At 63.3% G+C, this 15,917-nt stretch carries 12 protein-coding genes and 7 pseudogenes; 12 read left to right on the forward strand and 7 right to left on the reverse strand.

The genetic code is table 11. The annotated features are described in order from the left end of the window. The 6 genes and pseudogenes from AC5JJ6_RS18100 to AC5JJ6_RS18125 form a co-directional block, all read left to right on the forward strand. Nucleotides 1-328, forward strand: a 328-nt coding sequence (locus AC5JJ6_RS18100; protein ID WP_496043393.1) for an integrase core domain-containing protein, incomplete at its 5' end; no start/stop codon positions are given. Between the two features lie 36 nt (nt 329-364). Next, nucleotides 365-1,642, forward strand: coding sequence for a transposase (locus AC5JJ6_RS18105; RefSeq protein WP_496043394.1), 1,278 nt, complete (start codon nt 365-367; stop codon nt 1,640-1,642). A gap of 6 nt (nt 1,643-1,648) precedes the next feature. Then, nucleotides 1,649-6,178 carry an NB-ARC domain-containing protein gene (locus AC5JJ6_RS18110; RefSeq protein ID WP_496043395.1) on the forward strand — a complete coding sequence of 1,510 codons (4,530 nt, stop codon included), beginning with the start codon at nt 1,649-1,651 and terminating at the stop codon, nt 6,176-6,178. A gap of 86 nt (nt 6,179-6,264) precedes the next feature. Continuing rightward, a pseudogene (locus AC5JJ6_RS18115) lies at nt 6,265-6,435 on the forward strand (IS630 family transposase); the annotation flags it as partial. A gap of 62 nt (nt 6,436-6,497) precedes the next feature. Beyond that, nucleotides 6,498-6,794 (forward strand): transposase, encoded by a 297-nt coding sequence (locus AC5JJ6_RS18120; RefSeq protein ID WP_496043403.1) that lies wholly within the window; start codon nt 6,498-6,500, stop codon nt 6,792-6,794. A 68-nt stretch (nt 6,795-6,862) separates the two neighbouring features. Further along, nucleotides 6,863-7,243 carry an IS3 family transposase gene (locus AC5JJ6_RS18125; RefSeq protein WP_496043396.1) on the forward strand — a complete coding sequence of 127 codons (381 nt, stop codon included), beginning with the start codon at nt 6,863-6,865 and terminating at the stop codon, nt 7,241-7,243. On the opposite strand, the pseudogene AC5JJ6_RS18130 reads toward AC5JJ6_RS18125, so the two are convergent. Together AC5JJ6_RS18130 and AC5JJ6_RS18135 are read right to left on the reverse strand one after the other, a co-directional pair. After that, nucleotides 7,222-7,482, reverse strand: a pseudogene (locus tag AC5JJ6_RS18130) (transposase domain-containing protein); the annotation flags it as partial. The gene AC5JJ6_RS18125 and the pseudogene AC5JJ6_RS18130 sit on opposite strands and share 22 nt — an antisense overlap. An 83-nt stretch (nt 7,483-7,565) precedes the next feature. Continuing rightward, a pseudogene (locus tag AC5JJ6_RS18135) lies at nt 7,566-7,944 on the reverse strand (integrase core domain-containing protein); the annotation flags it as partial. On the opposite strand from AC5JJ6_RS18135, the pseudogene AC5JJ6_RS18140 reads away from it, so the two are divergent. Both AC5JJ6_RS18140 and AC5JJ6_RS18145 read left to right on the forward strand, forming a co-directional pair. Next, nucleotides 7,933-8,706 (forward strand): annotated as a pseudogene (locus tag AC5JJ6_RS18140) (IS3 family transposase); the annotation flags it as partial. The pseudogenes AC5JJ6_RS18135 and AC5JJ6_RS18140 sit on opposite strands and share 12 nt — an antisense overlap. 100 nt (nt 8,707-8,806) lie before the next feature. After that, nucleotides 8,807-10,180 carry a pentapeptide repeat-containing protein gene (locus tag AC5JJ6_RS18145; protein ID WP_496043397.1) on the forward strand — a complete coding sequence of 458 codons (1,374 nt, stop codon included), beginning with the start codon at nt 8,807-8,809 and terminating at the stop codon, nt 10,178-10,180. Between the two features lie 25 nt (nt 10,181-10,205). Here the strand turns inward: AC5JJ6_RS18145 and AC5JJ6_RS18150 are convergent, their stop codons facing one another. Next, entirely contained in the window at nt 10,206-10,871 is a 666-nt protein-coding gene (locus AC5JJ6_RS18150) for a transposase (RefSeq protein ID WP_496043398.1), read from the reverse strand. A 349-nt stretch (nt 10,872-11,220) separates the two neighbouring features. On the opposite strand from AC5JJ6_RS18150, the gene AC5JJ6_RS18155 reads away from it, so the two are divergent. After that, the gene (locus AC5JJ6_RS18155; RefSeq protein ID WP_496043399.1) at nt 11,221-11,601 is read left to right on the forward strand and encodes a winged helix-turn-helix domain-containing protein; all 381 of its coding nucleotides are present in this window, start codon (nt 11,221-11,223) and stop codon (nt 11,599-11,601) included. A gap of 44 nt (nt 11,602-11,645) precedes the next feature. Then, a complete protein-coding gene (locus AC5JJ6_RS18160; RefSeq protein ID WP_496043404.1) occupies nt 11,646-12,086 on the forward strand; it encodes a transposase in 441 nt (146 codons plus the stop codon). Between the two features lie 72 nt (nt 12,087-12,158). On the opposite strand, the gene AC5JJ6_RS18165 is transcribed toward AC5JJ6_RS18160, so the two are convergent. The 4 genes and pseudogenes from AC5JJ6_RS18165 to AC5JJ6_RS18180 all read right to left on the reverse strand — a co-directional run. Beyond that, on the reverse strand, nt 12,159-12,317 hold the full coding sequence (locus AC5JJ6_RS18165) for a hypothetical protein (protein WP_496043400.1): 159 nt from the start codon (nt 12,315-12,317) through the stop codon (nt 12,159-12,161). Further along, the gene (terL, locus tag AC5JJ6_RS18170) at nt 12,318-12,743 is read right to left on the reverse strand and encodes a phage terminase large subunit (protein ID WP_496043401.1); all 426 of its coding nucleotides are present in this window, start codon (nt 12,741-12,743) and stop codon (nt 12,318-12,320) included. Nucleotides 12,744-12,784: 41 nt separating this feature from the next. Further along, nucleotides 12,785-13,864, reverse strand: a complete 1,080-nt coding sequence (locus tag AC5JJ6_RS18175) for a toll/interleukin-1 receptor domain-containing protein (protein WP_496043402.1) — start codon at nt 13,862-13,864, stop codon at nt 12,785-12,787. A 104-nt stretch (nt 13,865-13,968) separates the two neighbouring features. Beyond that, a pseudogene (locus AC5JJ6_RS18180) lies at nt 13,969-14,208 on the reverse strand (hypothetical protein); the annotation flags it as partial. Here AC5JJ6_RS18180 and AC5JJ6_RS18185 point away from each other — a divergent pair. Both AC5JJ6_RS18185 and AC5JJ6_RS18190 read left to right on the forward strand, forming a co-directional pair. After that, nucleotides 14,195-14,455: pseudogene (locus AC5JJ6_RS18185) on the forward strand (integrase core domain-containing protein); the annotation flags it as partial. The pseudogenes AC5JJ6_RS18180 and AC5JJ6_RS18185 overlap by 14 nt on opposite strands. A gap of 351 nt (nt 14,456-14,806) precedes the next feature. After that, nucleotides 14,807-15,867, forward strand: a pseudogene (locus tag AC5JJ6_RS18190) (IS110 family RNA-guided transposase). The last annotated feature ends 50 nt before the right edge of the window (nt 15,868-15,917 follow it).

Below are 15,917 nucleotides of genomic sequence, written 5' to 3' on the forward strand. Positions count from 1 at the left end.
TGAACCGGGTCAATCCAAAGCCGGTTCAACCTTCCCGATGTGCTACGGCACGGAGTTCGTGGCCAAGGCGGTGCAGAGCTGGATCGCAGCGGTTGGTGCCAAAACGGCCTACATCCCACCGGGCAGCCCGAGGGAGAATGGCTATGTGGAGAGCTTCAACGCGCGCCTGCGTGACGAGCTGCTGGACGGCGAGATCTTCTACAGCCTGCGCGAAGCCGAGGTGGTCATCGAAAGCTGGCGCCAACACTACAACACCGTGCGGCCACATGGCGCATTAGAGTCTGAACGCGAAATAAGCTGGCCCCTTCAGGTCGGTTTGGACACGTAAGGCAGTGCGTCGGCCGAGCCTCACCATGTTGGGCCGATGCCTCGCACCAGCCTACGCAGCAATGCCGACCTGCCTCCGCCTTCCGGCTGCCGTGTTCCCCGCTCCAGCCGTGGTGACGGCTGGAACGCCCTGGCCGACATCGAGGTCTTCGTCTTTGCCGTCGAAGCTGAGTTGGTGGCCATGGACCACGAGCGGATCGGCGTGCATCGCCGCGGCCGCAAGCCGGACCTCATGCTGCGGCGGCGGCTGATCGGGCTGATCTGGACCCTGACCTTCGGCGGCCTACAGTGGCGCATCGCCGGCTGGCTCTCGGGCGTTCCCTTCACCACCCTGCACAGCGCCTTCGCCCGCTGGACCCGGCTGGGGCTGTGGCGCCGGCTGGGGCAACGTCTCGCGCTCGACTGGCGGCTGGCCTGCGGCGACGAGGTGCTGCCCTCAGCAGTGGTGGCCGACAGCTGCTCCCTGCGGTCAGCACCAACCGCCTGGATACGCGGCATTGATGGCGGCAAACTGGTGAAGGGCGTGAAGCTGTTCGCAGTCTGCGACAAGCACGGATCGCTGCTCGATCTCGAACTGCAGCCGGCCAACACGGACGACCGCGCGGGCGTGCTGCCGATGCTGCCGCGGCTGGCTGCGCTCGGGTTCGAAGGTGACCTCCTCGGCGACAGCGGCTTCAAGGGTGCGCCCTTCGCCGCAGCGGCGCTGGAGCACGAAATCCATGTCTCTATCTCGCCCGGCGGCACGCGCGACGGGCGCTTTCTGCCGAATGGGATCAGGTGGGTTGTGAAGCGGCTGTTCGCCTGGCTCAGCCGCTACCGGCGCCTCAACATCGTCTACGACCGCGCCGCCGACCTCTTTGCCGGGCACATCTGGATTGCGACGATCTCCATCATCGCACGTCGCCTCGTCGTACAACCCAAGCACAGTAAGGAGTTTATTCGCGTACAGCGTCCTAGGGTACCGGCCACCAGCACCCGAGGTGGTGCTGCCAACTCTCGCGGCCTGATCCGCGGCACTGCGCCGGTCAGAGCCGCCGACCACGCAAACCGTGGCGCCCAGACCAACGCTGAACTAACATTCACTCCGGACCACGCAATGAGGGCCGATCACAGCCACCGAGCGCTCCATGACCGACGTCTCCCGGAAGCGCTCCGGCGCGAAGGGCAGAACGATCGGCCGCCGCAGCCCGAGCCGCTCCGCCTTTCAAGGGCGACGAGGTCGGTGGTGCACCCCACCCGCGGCCGCCTGTGCGGAGTCAGAAAGACGACCTCGTGCTATTTTGGTTGTTGCCGATGCTGCCTTGCCCCAGACTGACGCTTGATGTTGTGGTTTCTTCCGCGATGGCTCCGCTTCTGGGAGCAACGGCCCAAGCTGACCCAGTTCCCGCATCAGGCTGCGGGCGGGAGCGGACGACGCGTTTTCATTTCATACGCGCGCGATGACGACGAGCCGTTTGTACAACGGCTCCACCGGGATCTTACCAAGTACGGCTTTGAGGTCTGGTGGGATCGGAGATCAATGCCTAGCCGGGGCCGCTCCTACCTGCAGGAGCTGCGGGACGCGATCAGAAGATGTGAGCGTCTGATCGTGGTAATCGGACCGAAGGCGGTACAGTCTCAATTCGTGTGCGTCGAGTTACAGCATGCCGCCTATTTTGGCCTCAGCATTGTCCCGATCCTCCGTCTCGGGGATTTCTCGCTTATTCCAAGCGAGATTTTTTCCGCAGAGGTGCAGCTGCTGCATGATGAGGATCTGTCCAAGCTTCATGCAATCGAGTTCACGCCATCACGGTCTTACGGTTCAGCTCTTGCAGACCTGCTACGCGTCTTACAAGTCCCGCCCCACCCGTTGGCGCCGTTATTAACCGCAGTGCCTGCACTGCCCAAGCACTTTGTGCCGCCGGTGGAAGCGTTCGAAAAGCTTTCGGCATTAGTCCTCGAAGATGTGCAGAGCGCGGCGGTGATCACCCCTGACCGCCAGGTGAGCGCCCTGTGGGGGATGGCCGGCGTCGGCAAGTCTGTCCTGGCGGCCACGCTCGCCAACTCCATGCGCGCCCGTCGCAGCTTTGACCACGGCATCGTCTGGATCTCCTGCCGCGGAGGGGCGACGCCGTTGTCCGCCTTACAGCAACTCGGCGAGGCGCTTCGAGATGATGTCACGTCTTACGTGGCGCCGGAAGAAGCAGCGGCGCGTCTGGCCCAGCTTCTTGCCAGCAAAAACCTACTAATCGTGCTGGATGATGTCTGGACGAGAGAGTTCGTCGAGCTATTTCAGAACATGCTAAGCGAGGGGTGCCGGCTGCTGGTCACCACCCGTGACAATGGCGTCCTCAACGCCATAGGACGTCGGATGCAGCTCAAGGTGATGAGCAAGCCAGCAGCGCTCGACCTGCTCAGCCGCTGGTCGGAGATCGCAATGTCGAATCTCCCACATGAGGCGGAGCTGGTCGCCCAGGAATGCGGCTATCTGCCGCTCGCGCTGGCCATGATCGGTGCTATGGTGAGGGGAGCGCCGGCGGATCGCTGGAGCGACGCCTTGCACCGGCTGAAACACGCCCAGCTGGACAGGCTTGAGCGGGCCTTTCCGAACTATCCTCATCCAGACTTGCTAAAGGCGATTGAGGTCAGTGTCGAAGCGCTCAATCATGCACGCGAGCAGCCGCGGCGCTATCTCGATCTAGTCGTGTTTGCGCCGGGCACGGCTATACCCGAGGCCGCGATCGCCACCTTATGGGCCCCGGTCGGGGTGAGTGGCCCCGACGCGCGAGCGACAATCGATCTATTGGTCAACCGCTCTCTCGTGTTACACGGCCATGACGGGCAAATAGTGCTGCACGACCTCCAGCATGATTACATGCGAATGCGGGCCGATGACCTCCCGCAGCTACATTCGCGTCTCATCGATGGCTATAGCGGCCTTTGCCGTGATGGTTGGGCATCCGGGCCCAACGACGGCTACTACTTTAGCCATTTACCCTACCACCTGATAGAGGCCGGGCGGGTCCAGGATCTGTTCGACCTCGCTCGGGACGACAAGTTCCAGGACGCGCAGCTCGAGCACATGCCGGAGCAACCGGACTTGCCACTCCAGTTGCTCAGAGCAGCATTGTCCGCCGCGATTGAACGCCGCGACGTTCCAGGAATTGGCGAGTTTCTGCTTCGCCAGGGTGCACGTGCGGATATGGCGATCCGTTGCGAATCGCCGCTCAAGCTGCTCAGACAGGGCCGCGTTCAGCGGGCGCAGGTGGTGCTCGCGTCACTGGAACCAGAGCTGCATTGGTTATGGAGCCTGTTGCTGGCCTGGGAGCTTGCGGAAGTGGGCGCGCAGGATCAAGCCAGGCTGTTCCTTGGAAAGTTAGCTGCAGGGGCAGCACCGAAGATTTCAAATTACGCCAGTGATGTAGCTGCGACTATTCTCCTTTTTCCGGTTGCTGCACTCGATGGGAACTTGTTCCGGCACCTCGTCACGCATCTATTCGATCCTAGTGAGGTTCAGCGTTTGCCAGGCACCTTCAGCAACCTAATAGTGCGCCTGGTGAATGCGGGTTTTGACGAGGTGGCACTTGAGCTTGGCGAGCAGTTTATTCGGGCCCGCGTCGACCGAATCCGTGAGCAGATCACTGCTCGAAAGGCTGCCAAAGGGGACTATGACGGTGCCCTGGTCGAGGTCGACGCTATCACTGCTCCAGCGCCTTACGCCCGAGCGCTGGCCGTGCTTGCCCGTCACCTCGCGCACGCCGGCCACGGTCGGAAAGCTCACGACCTGTTTGAGGCCGCGATAGCGGGGGTCGATGAGGAAGGCGATGCGGGCGAGCAGGATCAAATGCTGGCTGCGATCGCCGAAGAAGAGGCACTTGCGGGCTGGTTCGAGGACGCGCACCAGATACTCTTAAGGGTGCAAGGTCAGGCTGTGCGTGGGCGTTGCCTGGCGAAGCTGGCCGCACTCGAATTTAGGGCAGGACTAGCGCCCCAGGCGACGCTAAACCATGCCTGCGAAGCGTTCGGCGAAGCTGGTGATCCAGCGAGCCCGGACCTGGCCCTCGCATTTGCACAAAGCGGCGATCTGGCGCGGGCAGAAGAGCTATTCACGCAAGAGCTTGCAGCCCCACACTGCGATGATTGGCGACGGCTCAACATTTTAAAAATGCAGCTCGAGGCGGGTAACCGCGACGGTGCCTTGGCGGCCAGCCGCTCCATTAAGGAACGTCTCTGTCAAAGGTTGGCTTTGCAATACATGTTAGTGGACAAGATCCGGCAGCTCGGTTCCTCGGAGGAGATTGATATTCCGCCGCTGGCCGACGCCGACGAGCGCTTTTCCGTTTTGGTCGAGCTCGCCCGCAACGCCGCACAGGAGGGTCGGCCGAGGCTCGCTCGCGATCTTATAGCTGATGCACTGCTCGGGCGGATGAGACCCCAAGGGTCGGTGGACCCGGTACGCGCCCTCGAGGTCATGGTGAAGATACTCGCGGGGGCGGATCAAGCGAGCGAGGCCGCAGATGTTTTAGGTCTCGTCGAGAACGAAGAAACATATGCCCTCGTTCTGCCGCAAGTAGTTGGAGTGCTGGTCAGACAGGGCAAAGATAGTGTAGTCCGCGCTCTGCTCAGAAAATGCGATGTGGCGGAGGGCGATCGGGCGCAAGTGTTGATGGAAACCGCGATCGCCCATGAGCAATGCGGAAATCACCGGCAAGCGTGCCGCTTCGTTGAGGAGCTCAAAAGTACCTGGATGGCGAGTGCCGCGTTGGGAAAAATGGGATGTATCGCTGCCCAGCAGGGTCGCTTCGATGATGCATGGGAATGTTGGGCGGGGCTGGAGATAGCCGACGGCCGGAACGCGGGCGGCCAGGACCGAATTACCACGTCAGTTGCCGTAGCCCAGACTCGGGCAGGGATCACGGAGGTCGCGCTCGAGACACTATCTCGCCTCCAGAGCCGAGCGAAGCTGCCGGCCTGCTTGGCTGAGATGGCAGAAGCCTCCTGTTTACGTGAACAGCTGGATCAGATCCACCACAGGATCCAGAGCATGTCAGATGCGAAAGATCGGACCGCTTCACTCCCGGTCCTAATTCGGGGGTACCGGCGCTTGGGCGATGACGACCGAGCAGCCGAGTTTCTTGCAGAGGCTGAAGGGCACTTGCGCAATGCTTTGCACATGAGGAACCTACCGTGGCCCGGGACCGGCCCACGGATGCGTTTGCGCATAAGGGTCTCCAACTCAGAGGAGTGGCATGCAATCAAGGCCTGGGTAGATCTGGCGACTGACTTATCTGTGGAGCAGCGCTGCATCGGCGTCGATGAGGTCTTCAGCGAAGTGGCCCTTCAGCTCGCACATGCGATCGGGATTGAAAATGAGATTAAAGCTAAGTGGTGTATTGCGCTCGCCCGGCGAGGTTTCACCTTGGAGCCGATTCATCTTGTCGAGCAGGGCAGCGGGATCACTAGACATAGATTCCTTGCATTAGCCCATACAGGTCACGCAGTTCAGCTGCGGGACGCCACGTTCAGCTTTGCTTTGAACCTTGAAGAAAAAGAACACGTAGAAGCATTGATGGAAGCGATGACCGAGCCGAATCCGCCAGCATTCGGCGATCTGCTCGTGCTTGCCGCCGAACATGCTCCTCAGACACAACGACATGAGTTGCTTCCCGATCTAATCCTTGCGCTCGCGCTGGCTAAGGACTGGCGGAACTACTGCCGAATGCTTCGCCTACAGCATGGAGTGACCTCCCTGGAGATTGCATACGGATTCTGTGCTGCATTGGCAGCTTTTGCGCCGGAGCGGAGTCTCGACTTGGCTCATCTTATCTTGGGGGCTACCAAATTTCCGGAGGCACATTTTATTAGGGACTAATACCAAGTCTCCGAGAGTGTGACTCGTTGGGAATTCCCAAGACTGGCGGCGCTCTGATTCAACGTGGCGAACAGAGGAGCTTCGCCATGCCCATCGCACTGCGAGCTGACTTTGACGCGGCTGGGCTTCGTACTGCGGCTCGACGGACCAAGGATGCAGCCCAGGCCCGGCGCCTATTGGCCTTGGCAGCCATTCACGATGGAGCGTCGCGCACCGAGGCCGCTCAGATCGGCGGAGTGACGGTGCAGATCGTCCGGGTGGACTTCCCCCCTGGGGCTGGAGGGTTTGCTAACGAACCCAGGCACCCCGGGAGGGAAGGATAGCGGAGAGGCGAACCCGACGGAGCATCACGAGGGAGTTCAAGGCGCAGGCGGTGAAGCGGCTGCTGGACGGCGGCAAGGGGCTGTCGGAGGTGGCGACGGAACTCGGCATCGGCACCGGGCAGCTTAGCCAATGGCGCACCGAGCACTTGGCAGCCGGCTCGGCCGAGGCGTTGGCGGCGCGCAAAGCAGAGCAGGCGGAAACGCAGCGCCTGAAGCGCGAGGTGAAGCGGCTCAACGAGGACCTGGAGATCCTCTGTAAGGCGGTGGCTTTTTTCGCCAAGGGGATCGCGTGACGACGTTCAGCTTTGTGTCAACCGAGCGGGCGAACCACGCCGTGGCCGCGCTGTGCCGGGTGGTCGGCGTGAGCGTGAGCGGCTTCTACGCCTGGCTGCGCGCGATCCCCGCCGTTCAAACCAGGGCCGAGGCAGAAGTCGAACTCCGTGGGCGGATCGGCCGCATCTTCGCCGCCCGCCTGCGGGTCTACGGCTCGCCACGCGTCCACGCCGAGCTCTGCCGGGGAGGGCTGCGGCATTCGCGCCGGCGCGTCGAGCGGCTGATGCGCGAGATCGGGCTCTCGGCCCGCCGGGGCCGCCGCCGCACACCCCGTACCACGGACAGCCACCCCGAGCTGCCGGTCGCCCCCAACCTGTTGGCTCGGAACTTCACCGCGGAGAGGCCGGACCAGTTCTGGCTGGCCGACATCTCATACATTCGTAAGCGTCAGCCTACAGCCACGGCTTGACCATCTGGGCTAAGGTTCCACGGCAGCAGGTCATCGATCCTGCTGGCGAGGTGACCCTTCGCCAGCCGGTCGAGCACGGTGGTGACGTAGGCCTCGGGGTTGTAGCCGTTGAGCCTGGCTGTTTCGGCGATGGTGTAGACGATGGCGGCACGCTCGCCGCCTGTGTCACTGCCGAGGAACAGAAAGTTCTTCCTGGCCACGGCGATGCCGCGCAGCAGGCGCTCGACCGGGTTATTATCAGGCATATGTAGGCCCTGGCGCCCTCCCTCGGTGCTACCGTCGATGGACCGGGATGGGGGTGCCGGAAGCACGCCGGTGCGCGTCAAGCTAGTTGTCGCCTTGGTTTCGTAATGGCTCTCCCTATCCGGTCTGCTCCGAGGTGCTGAGCGGGACGATGCTGTCGCGTTCTGGGTTGAGGGTGACGGCACCGATCGGGGTCCAGTTGCGGGTCGGCCCGCTCCAGCGGCGCGGATTGGCCTCGCGGGCCTGCTGATACAGCGTGTGACGGGCGGCCAGGATGGGCCGGTCCTCGGCAGCATGCCGCTGTGCCGGTGTTCTTGATTATACCAGTGCACGAAGTCGGCCGCCCACTGCCGCGCCTTGGCGAGATCGGCAAAGCCCGCGGCGGGGAAGTCGGGGCGGTACTTGGCTGTGCGGAACAGCGCCTCTGCATAGGCATTGTCGTCGCTGACGAGACCGCGCTGACCGAAGCGACGGTAGCCCTGGCGGCGGAGTATGGCCGCTACGGCTACCGCCGGGTCACTGCGCTACTGCGAGCCCGGGGCTGGCGGGTGAACGCCAAGCGGGTGGAGCGGATCTGGCGGCGGGAGGGGCTGAAGGTGCCGCGGCGACAGCCGAAGCGCGGTCGTTTGTGGCTGAACGACGGCTCCTGCGTGCGTCTGCGGCCATGCTGGCCGGGGCATGTCTGGGCTTACGACTTCGTGCAGGACCGGACGCATGACGGGCGGCGGTTCCGCATGCTGACGGTGATTGACGAGTACACGCGGGAATGCCTGGCGATCGTGGTGGCGCGGCGGCTCAGCTCGGATGACGTGTTGCAGGCATTGGCGGATCTGTTCGTCGAACGCGGGCCGCCCGGGCACATCCGCTCTGACAACGGGCCGGAGTTCGTGGCGAAGGAGGTGCGCGGCTGGCTTGGCCGGGTTGGGGTGAAGACGCTGTTTATCGAACCTGGCAGCCCGTGGGAGAATGGCTACAACGAGAGCTTCAATGGCAAGCTCCGGGACGAGCTGCTGGACCGGGAGATATTCTATTCGCTACGGGAAGCCGAGGTGCTGATCGAGCGCTGGCGGCGGCACTACAATACGGTCAGGCCGCACAGCGCGCTGGGCTACCGGCCACCAGCACCGGAGGCGCTGTTGCCACGGCCGCACAGCCCCGCCTACGCTCCGCTCCGGCAGGGCCAAATGGCCAAGCCAGATCATGGGCCAAGTCTCTCATAGCCCGTGGATCCCCAATCGGGGGCAGGTCACTAGACAGAACAGCCATTGAGGTTCATCTCAGATTCGAACCACTACACCCTGGAACCGCACACTCCCAAAGATGGCTGACGAAAATCAACTCCAACGGCTCCGGCGAGGGGTTGATGTCTGGAATAGATGGATAGACGGGCAGGGAAACACGAGGCCAGACCTCTCCAGCGCGAACCTCTCCGAGGAGTACCTCGTTGGAGCGTTCCTCATGAGGACGGACTTGTCCGAGGCGAACCTGTCCAAGGCAAATCTCTCCAAGACGCACCTCAACGACGCAAACCTCTCTAGGGCGGACCTCTCTGGGGCGGACCTCTACAAGGCGGACCTTCGCGGAGCGATCCTTCGTAAGGCAAACCTCTCCGAGACGCACCTCATCGAGGTAAACTTCTCAAGGGCGGATCTCTCCGGGGCGAACCTCTCCGGGGCGGATCTCTCCGGGGCGGACCTCTCCGGGGCGGATCTCCGCAGGTCGGACCTTTCCTGGGTAGACTTCTTCGGGTTGAACCTCAGCGGGGCGGTCCTCCGCGAGGTGAGCCTTGCCCAGAAGAGGCTCACCTGGGCAGACCTCTCCGGTTCTGACCTCTCCAATGCGGACCTATCCGGGTCGGACCTCCGCAGGGCGGACCTAACTAAGGCAAACCTCTCCGAGGCGAACCTCTCCGGGGCGGATCTCTCCGGGGCGAACCTCTCCGGGGCGGATCTCTCCAAGTCGGACCTCTCCGGGGCGAGTCTTGAGCGTGCCTCCCTTGTAGAGACAATCCTCACGGACGCGAATCTCACCAGCTGCCGCATTTACGGCATATCCGCCTGGGACCTGAAGCTGCAGGGGGCTAAGCAAGACAGCCTTGTCATCACGCCAGAGGGTCAAGCTGAGATCGCCATCGACAACATCGAGGTTGCGCAGTTCGTTTACCTGCTGCTCCACAACGAGAAAATCCGCGGCGTGATCGATACCATCGGCAGGAAGGGTGTGCTGCTCCTAGGGCGGTTCACCGAAGGCAGGCTTGCCATTCTGGAGAAACTGCGAGAGGAACTCCGTAAGCGCGGCTTCGTGCCGATAGTGTTCAACTTCGATAAGCCGGACACGAAGGACTTCACGGAGACCGTCAGGCTGCTGGCTGGCCTGTCCCGCTTCGTCATCGCCGACATCACAAACCCTAGATCCACGCCCCTGGAAATTCAGGCGGTCGTCCCCGAATACATGGTTCCATTCGTGCCGATTATCGAGCAGGGGGAGAAGCCCTTTGCGATGTTCCGGGACCTTTGGATCAAGCACCGCTCGTGGGTTCTCGAGCCTATCAGCTACGTCTCCATAGACGAACTTGCTCAGGGCCTTGACGGGGGGATCATTAAACCCGCCCTAGCGAGGTTCGACGAACTGCTGAAAAGGAAGGCGGACCAGCTTCCGGTCAGGCGGATGAGCGACCTCATCGCTGGCAAATAGAACGGCACCGATGCTCCTATAGCGGTCAAGCGGTGTTTTGGGCTGGGCAGACGGCTTTGGATGGTCGGCAGAGATAGCCAAAGATCTCGCGTGCGACGAAGCGCTTGAGACAGCGAATGATCTCCCGCTTGCTCTTGCCCTCGGTAGTGCGGCGCCGGACGTAGTTGAGAGTGGGCTGATGAGTGCGCATGCGTACGACCACCACGCGGTGGAGGGCAGCGTTGGCCTGACGATGCCCGCCGCGGTTCAGCCTATGCCTGCTGGTTTTGCCGCTGGAGGCCGGTACCGGGCAGGCGCCGCAGAGCTTGGCGAAGGCAGCTTCGGAGTGGATCCGCTCCGGCTCATCGCCGACGAGGACCAGCATCGCCGCCGCGGTCGCGGTCCCCATGCCATGCGCCGCGACCATCTCCGGCGCGCACCGCTCGGTCAGCCAGCCAAGATGGGCGTCGTGTGACCGGATCTCGATGTCGAGGTCGAGCCAGCGGCGGGCGATGGCACGCAGGCTGGCCTTGGCCGAGGCGGTGGTCGTGGTCAGCGGCCTCGGCCGCAAGGCCGCCAGATGCCGAACCAGCACCATCCGGCCGGCGACTGCCTCGAGCTGCTCGCGCAGAGCCGTCGGCGCGCTGATCATGATGGCCTTCAGCGCCAGCATGGCCTGGGTCCGCGCCTTGACGGCGGTGTCACGGGCCACCTTGAGGTGCGGCGGCGTGGGTGTGCTTGTGGATGTCGATGCCGACGATGATGTCGTGCGGGCTGGCCTCGTTCATCCTGCCGGTTCTCCCATCGGGTGCGGGTCCGGCGATCCGACGGGCGGACAGGACTGTGACGGGATGGTCGGCCTCAGGCTCCTATGAGGTCACCTCCCGCCTGATCGCCGAACGTCGTCCGGCAGGCCGACACGTCGGTACTATGACACCAGGTCAATCAAGTTGAGGGTCAGACCCGCCGAACAACACCAACACTCTCACAGTCTCCTATCGTCGGACGACTAGGATGGGGCGCGGGTATCAAGCTGCCTGGCGCTGTCAGGGAGGGGCGCCATGGCCCGGATCGTTGATCATCTGTCGGTCAAGCAGTTGGAGGCGCGCTCGAGCCTGCTGACCAAAGATGCGCTGGCTGCCCTGGCCGAGCGGCTGCGGACGCCGCCCGAGGACGGCGGGTTGTGGAGCAGGCCGAAGGTCGCGGCCCAAATGGCGCGGCAGCTTGGCCTGGAGCGGGTGCATCCGCAGCGCGGCTGGGAAGCGCTAAAGCGGGTCGAATGGTCCGTGCAGGCACCGCGCCCGCGGCATCCGCGGGCGGCCACGCCCGAGCAGAGGGCGGCCTTCAAGGGGGGCTCGATGCCGCTGTCGCCGCGGCCAAGGCAGCGCACCCCGAGCGACCGGTCGAGGTCTGGGCGGAGGATTAGCACCGTCTCGGCCTGAAGCCGATCCGCCGCCGGGTCTGGGCGCCCGTCGGTCAGCGGCCGATCGCCCTCCGCCACCACCGCTGCCAGTGGCTGCATGTTGCTGCCTTCGTGCAGCCAACCAGCGGCGAGGCGGTCTGGTGTCTCTGCAGCGGCCTCTCGAAGCCCTTCTTTGCCGTACTACTCGCCACCTTCGCCCGCGAGAGTGGCGCAGGACGCGAGCGCAGCAGCATCCTCGTGCTCGACAACGCCGGCTGGCATGGACCCGAAGGTCTGGCCATCCCCGACGGGATCAGCCTCGTCTTGCTCCCGCTCTATTCGCCCGAACTCCAACCGGCTGAGCATCTCTGGTCCCTGGTGGATGAGCCGATCGCCAATCAGCACCTCGCCTCGCTCGACGAACTCAGCACCACGATCGCTGCGCGCTGTCGCCAGCCCGATGCCGCCATCCTCCGACCGCACACCGACTTCCATTGGTGGCCCAGGCCGGTTCAGGCGAGCTGATCACCCGAAGACGGTATTACTCGGCAATCCGCCTTTCCAAGCAGTCAGTGAAACGGACCAGCTACGGGCAGCTCATCGATCGAGCTTTTCCGACGTTTGGCAATAGTAGGTCAGCATGCCCGGCTCAAACGTATGCTGCCTGAACCAGGCGAGGGCCTGGGCCGTCAAGTCGGCTTGATCGTCGGTGCGACCTCGAGAAAACGTCAGCAGCTCGTGGATGTAGGTGTCCAACTAGGGTGCTTTTCGAGGTAGGTGGAGAAACCCAATCTCAATGACTGCTGTCTGGGCGTGCATGCGCATGACCTTATCCCCAGGCGGCTTGTAGGCTTTCACGTTGTGCATGCCCGCACCGACCAACCCTTGGATCAGCTGCGTGCCTGAAGCCTTGTCTTCGATCACCACTGTGCTGGCCCGATGCAGCTCGCCCTGCTCACGCACAGCACGCTTCAGACCAGGGTGATCCAGTCGCACGCGCAGCACATGTAAGAGGTACAGGTGTCGTGACTTCAAGCCCCATGTCGTGCATACGCTGTAGTCGCTGAGCTCGGTGCACTTGTTCGCTGTGTCCCAGCTCTGGAAGACGAGATCGCAGTCGGCCGGCATGTCGGCCGGTGCGTAAAAGTTCAGCCATTCGCGTTCGATCAGGCCTCCGTCCAACGGTGCCGTCAGGCCATGAGGCGGCCGCCCACACGAGTCACTCAGTCGATGAACCTTCGTCGGCCGCGCACCAGCCACAGGACAACTGCGGCGACTAACATCAAGGTCCAAAACTTGCCCAGGGTCACCACGGGCTGGAGAAACTGTAGCCGACCGGCGGCTGAGCCTGCTGCCTGCTTCAAAGCTACGATCTGCTGCCCTTGAATGGCCAACTCGGCCTTCGCCCGACGCGCAAGCGTCAAAGCGGCCTCGCTGAGTGGCTCCGTCCAGCCCGATCTGAGGTAAGGCTCAAAGCTGCGATTGAAGGCGTCATCGAAAACCGTTGCGAACCGCGCGGCGGTCTCACGCGAAGGCGGCAGGCGCCAGATCTGCTCATCGTCAAACAGCCTTCCGAAATAGCTTAGAGAACCTGAAACGCCGTTGCATAGCTCGGTGACCATGTGGCCGTTTTCCGCGTAGCTCGGCCCTTTCACGGAACCTTCCGGCCAAATGCCAGCCATACACTGGTCGCTTCCGACTTGCATCTTCGCAATGTACGCGTCCCGAAGGCCCGTGCTTTGCGCTTCGCTTCGTGCGATCCGGGCTTCCAAGAAGCCAACGTATATCCATAATGCGACGAATGCTGCTTGCAGAACCCCGGCTCCGATCAGAATGCCGCGGCGCCACCAAACCCGCCCCGCGACCGCGGTGAGCAGATGCTGAATGTCGTCGCGCCAACGGTGGTCCGCCAATTCGACTGCCTGGCGCTGCGTCAGAGGCCGAAGGTCGTTGGGCAGCACCGACTCGAGCGGCATCCTGGCACCGCCAACAAGCACCGGGACAACAAGTTTCGTGCTGCGGAGAGCGGTGGCGACCTCTAACCTCACTAGGTCACCCGGTTTGTCGAGCCGTCGCTGACCTTCCCCATCCGCTGCGTCAAGCCAGGACGGCCCAATCACGACAAGGGTGCAGTCGGCCTTCTGCAAGGCAGCCTGAATTTTGTCGAGCCAGTTCTCGGCTGGCCGGATGGTGTCCAGGTCCCGAAATACATTTGCCGCACCCAGTCGGTCCGAAAGGTAGTCCGCCAATCGTCCTGCCCACGCAGCGCTATCCTGGCGCCGGTAGCTTACAAAGACCCGCATGCGAAGCAACCTTTCTCGTACGAGTAGAGTCACGCCGAAAGAGTACCGCCCGCCGATGATGGAACATCGAGTTGCAGCCTATACGGCGAGAGCCGAGCTTGAAAGCGGCCTCGCCGAAGGCGCCAGGCGATCGCCGGCCCGAACTTCAGCACCCAACGCCGGATCGTCTCGTAGGAGATGTCGAGGCCGCGCTCAGCCAGCAGGTCCTCGACGTCGTGGGAGCTGAGCGCGAAGCGGCCGTACAACCAGACGGCGTGCTGGATGACGACCGGCGGGAACCAGTTCCGGGCGTAGGAGTGGACTTCCCCCGGGGGACTGGTGGATGCTCTAAACGGGGTGGAGATCGACTTTTCCAGATCTGGAAAGCCCACCGACAACGCCTTCATCGAGGCGTTCAATGCCCGCCTGCGGGCGGAATGCCTAAACGCCTCGTGGTTCCTGTCGCTGGCCGACGCCAGGGCGCGCATAGAGGAATGGGGGTGCCACACCAACGAGGAGCGGCCGCACTCAGCCCTGGGCAACTTGCCCCCGAGGGCCTTCGCCAACCAAGGTCAACCACTGCGCATCCGTCAGGTCGCTCTCATAGCGTAGCCCACGCCGCGTCGCCGCCCGACGGTGTTCCGGCTTCCACATGCGCCAATCCCCAGCACGTCACTGATCCAGGAAATCACAACCGATTCCAGCGACTCAACTTCTTTCCGGAAGGACTCTTAGAGAAGCACCAACTTGCTTTGACAGCACTAGAGCGTGGCAGGGTGAGCCCCTCGTCCCCCTGCTTGTAGCGCTCGGCTTCACCGCCCTGAGGGATTCCGCGATGGACGTTCATGATCACGCGGGCTTGGCGCCCGAAGCCACTCGGCGCGCGATTGAAGCCATGGTGCAGGAGATCGCCGCCTGGTTTTCGTGGGGATAGACGCGGCCAAGGCGAAGCACGCGGTGGCGATGGCCGAACCTGGCCGGGGCGGGAAGGTTCGGTACATCGGTGAGATCGACGCTACTGCCGAAGCCGTGCGCAAACTGCTGACGCGCTTGGTGGCGAGGCATGGCAAGCTGCACGTGTGCTACGGTTGACGGCACTGCCGTCAACGGCCCGACGGGGTACGGGTTGTATCGGCAGGTCATCAGCCTTGGCCATGATTGCACCGTTGTCGCGCCATCGCTGATCCCGCGCAAAGCCGGCGACCGCTTCAAAACCAACCGGCGGGACGCGGTTCAGCTGGTGCGCTGGCGAGCTGACTGCAGTCCGGGTGCCAGACAAGGGGCATCAAGCGATGCGCGACCTGGTTCGCGCGCGGGAGGCGGCCGTCGCCGACCTGCGGCGCAAACGCCAAGTCATATCGTCGCTGCTGCTGAAGCACGGCCGGGCATACTCCGGCAAGACGACATGGGGCACGATGCACGTACGCTGGCTGCAAGAGCTGACCTTCACTCATCCAGCCCAGCAGGTGGTGCTGCAGGAAATGGTTCTTGCCGAGCGGCATGCGCGCGAGCGCCTGGGCCGGATAGAGGCGTCGATCGCCCAACTGCTGCCCGGCTGGTCGCTGGCGCCGGTGGTGGAGGCGCTGCAGGCGCTGCAGGCGCTGCGTGGCATTCGCCTCGTGACGGCTGCGACCATCATGGTCGAGGCCGGCGATCTGGGACGCTTCAAGACCGCGCGGCAGTTCATGGGATACCTCGGGCTCGTGCCGGGTGAGCGATCGACCGGCAACACCGTCCGCCGCCTCGGGATCACCAAGGCCGGCAATGGCCGACTGCGGCGGGCCCTGGTCGAGAGTGCGTGGACCTATCGACATCCACCGCGCACCGGCAAGCTGAAGCACTACGTGCTCGAGAAGCTGCCGGCATCGGTTAAGGACATTGCCTGGAAGGCACAGAATCGGTTGTGTGCGCGGTACCGGGCTCTGGCGTCACGCGGCAAACAGCTCACTGTCGCGGTCACCGCCGTGGCACGCGAACTCGCAGGCTTCGTCTGGGCGATCGGACGGGAGGTGAAGCCAGCCTAAGGCCTGTTAGAGCTTGAGTGCTACTCCCATATTTGGGGCATGACGGACGG

Source organism: Skermanella sp. (assembly GCF_059503625.1).

Excerpts from the sequence above, each read along its gene's own strand:
- AC5JJ6_RS18110 (WP_496043395.1), top strand. The coding sequence starts at position 1,649 with ATGTTGTGGTTTCTTCCGCGATGGCTCCGCTTCTGGGAGCAACGGCCC.
- AC5JJ6_RS18105 (WP_496043394.1), top strand. The coding sequence starts at position 365 with ATGCCTCGCACCAGCCTACGCAGCAATGCCGACCTGCCTCCGCCTTCC.
- AC5JJ6_RS18175 (WP_496043402.1), bottom strand. The coding sequence starts at position 13,864 with ATGCGGGTCTTTGTAAGCTACCGGCGCCAGGATAGCGCTGCGTGGGCA.
- AC5JJ6_RS18145 (WP_496043397.1), top strand. The coding sequence starts at position 8,807 with ATGGCTGACGAAAATCAACTCCAACGGCTCCGGCGAGGGGTTGATGTC.
- AC5JJ6_RS18155 (WP_496043399.1), top strand. The coding sequence starts at position 11,221 with ATGGCCCGGATCGTTGATCATCTGTCGGTCAAGCAGTTGGAGGCGCGC.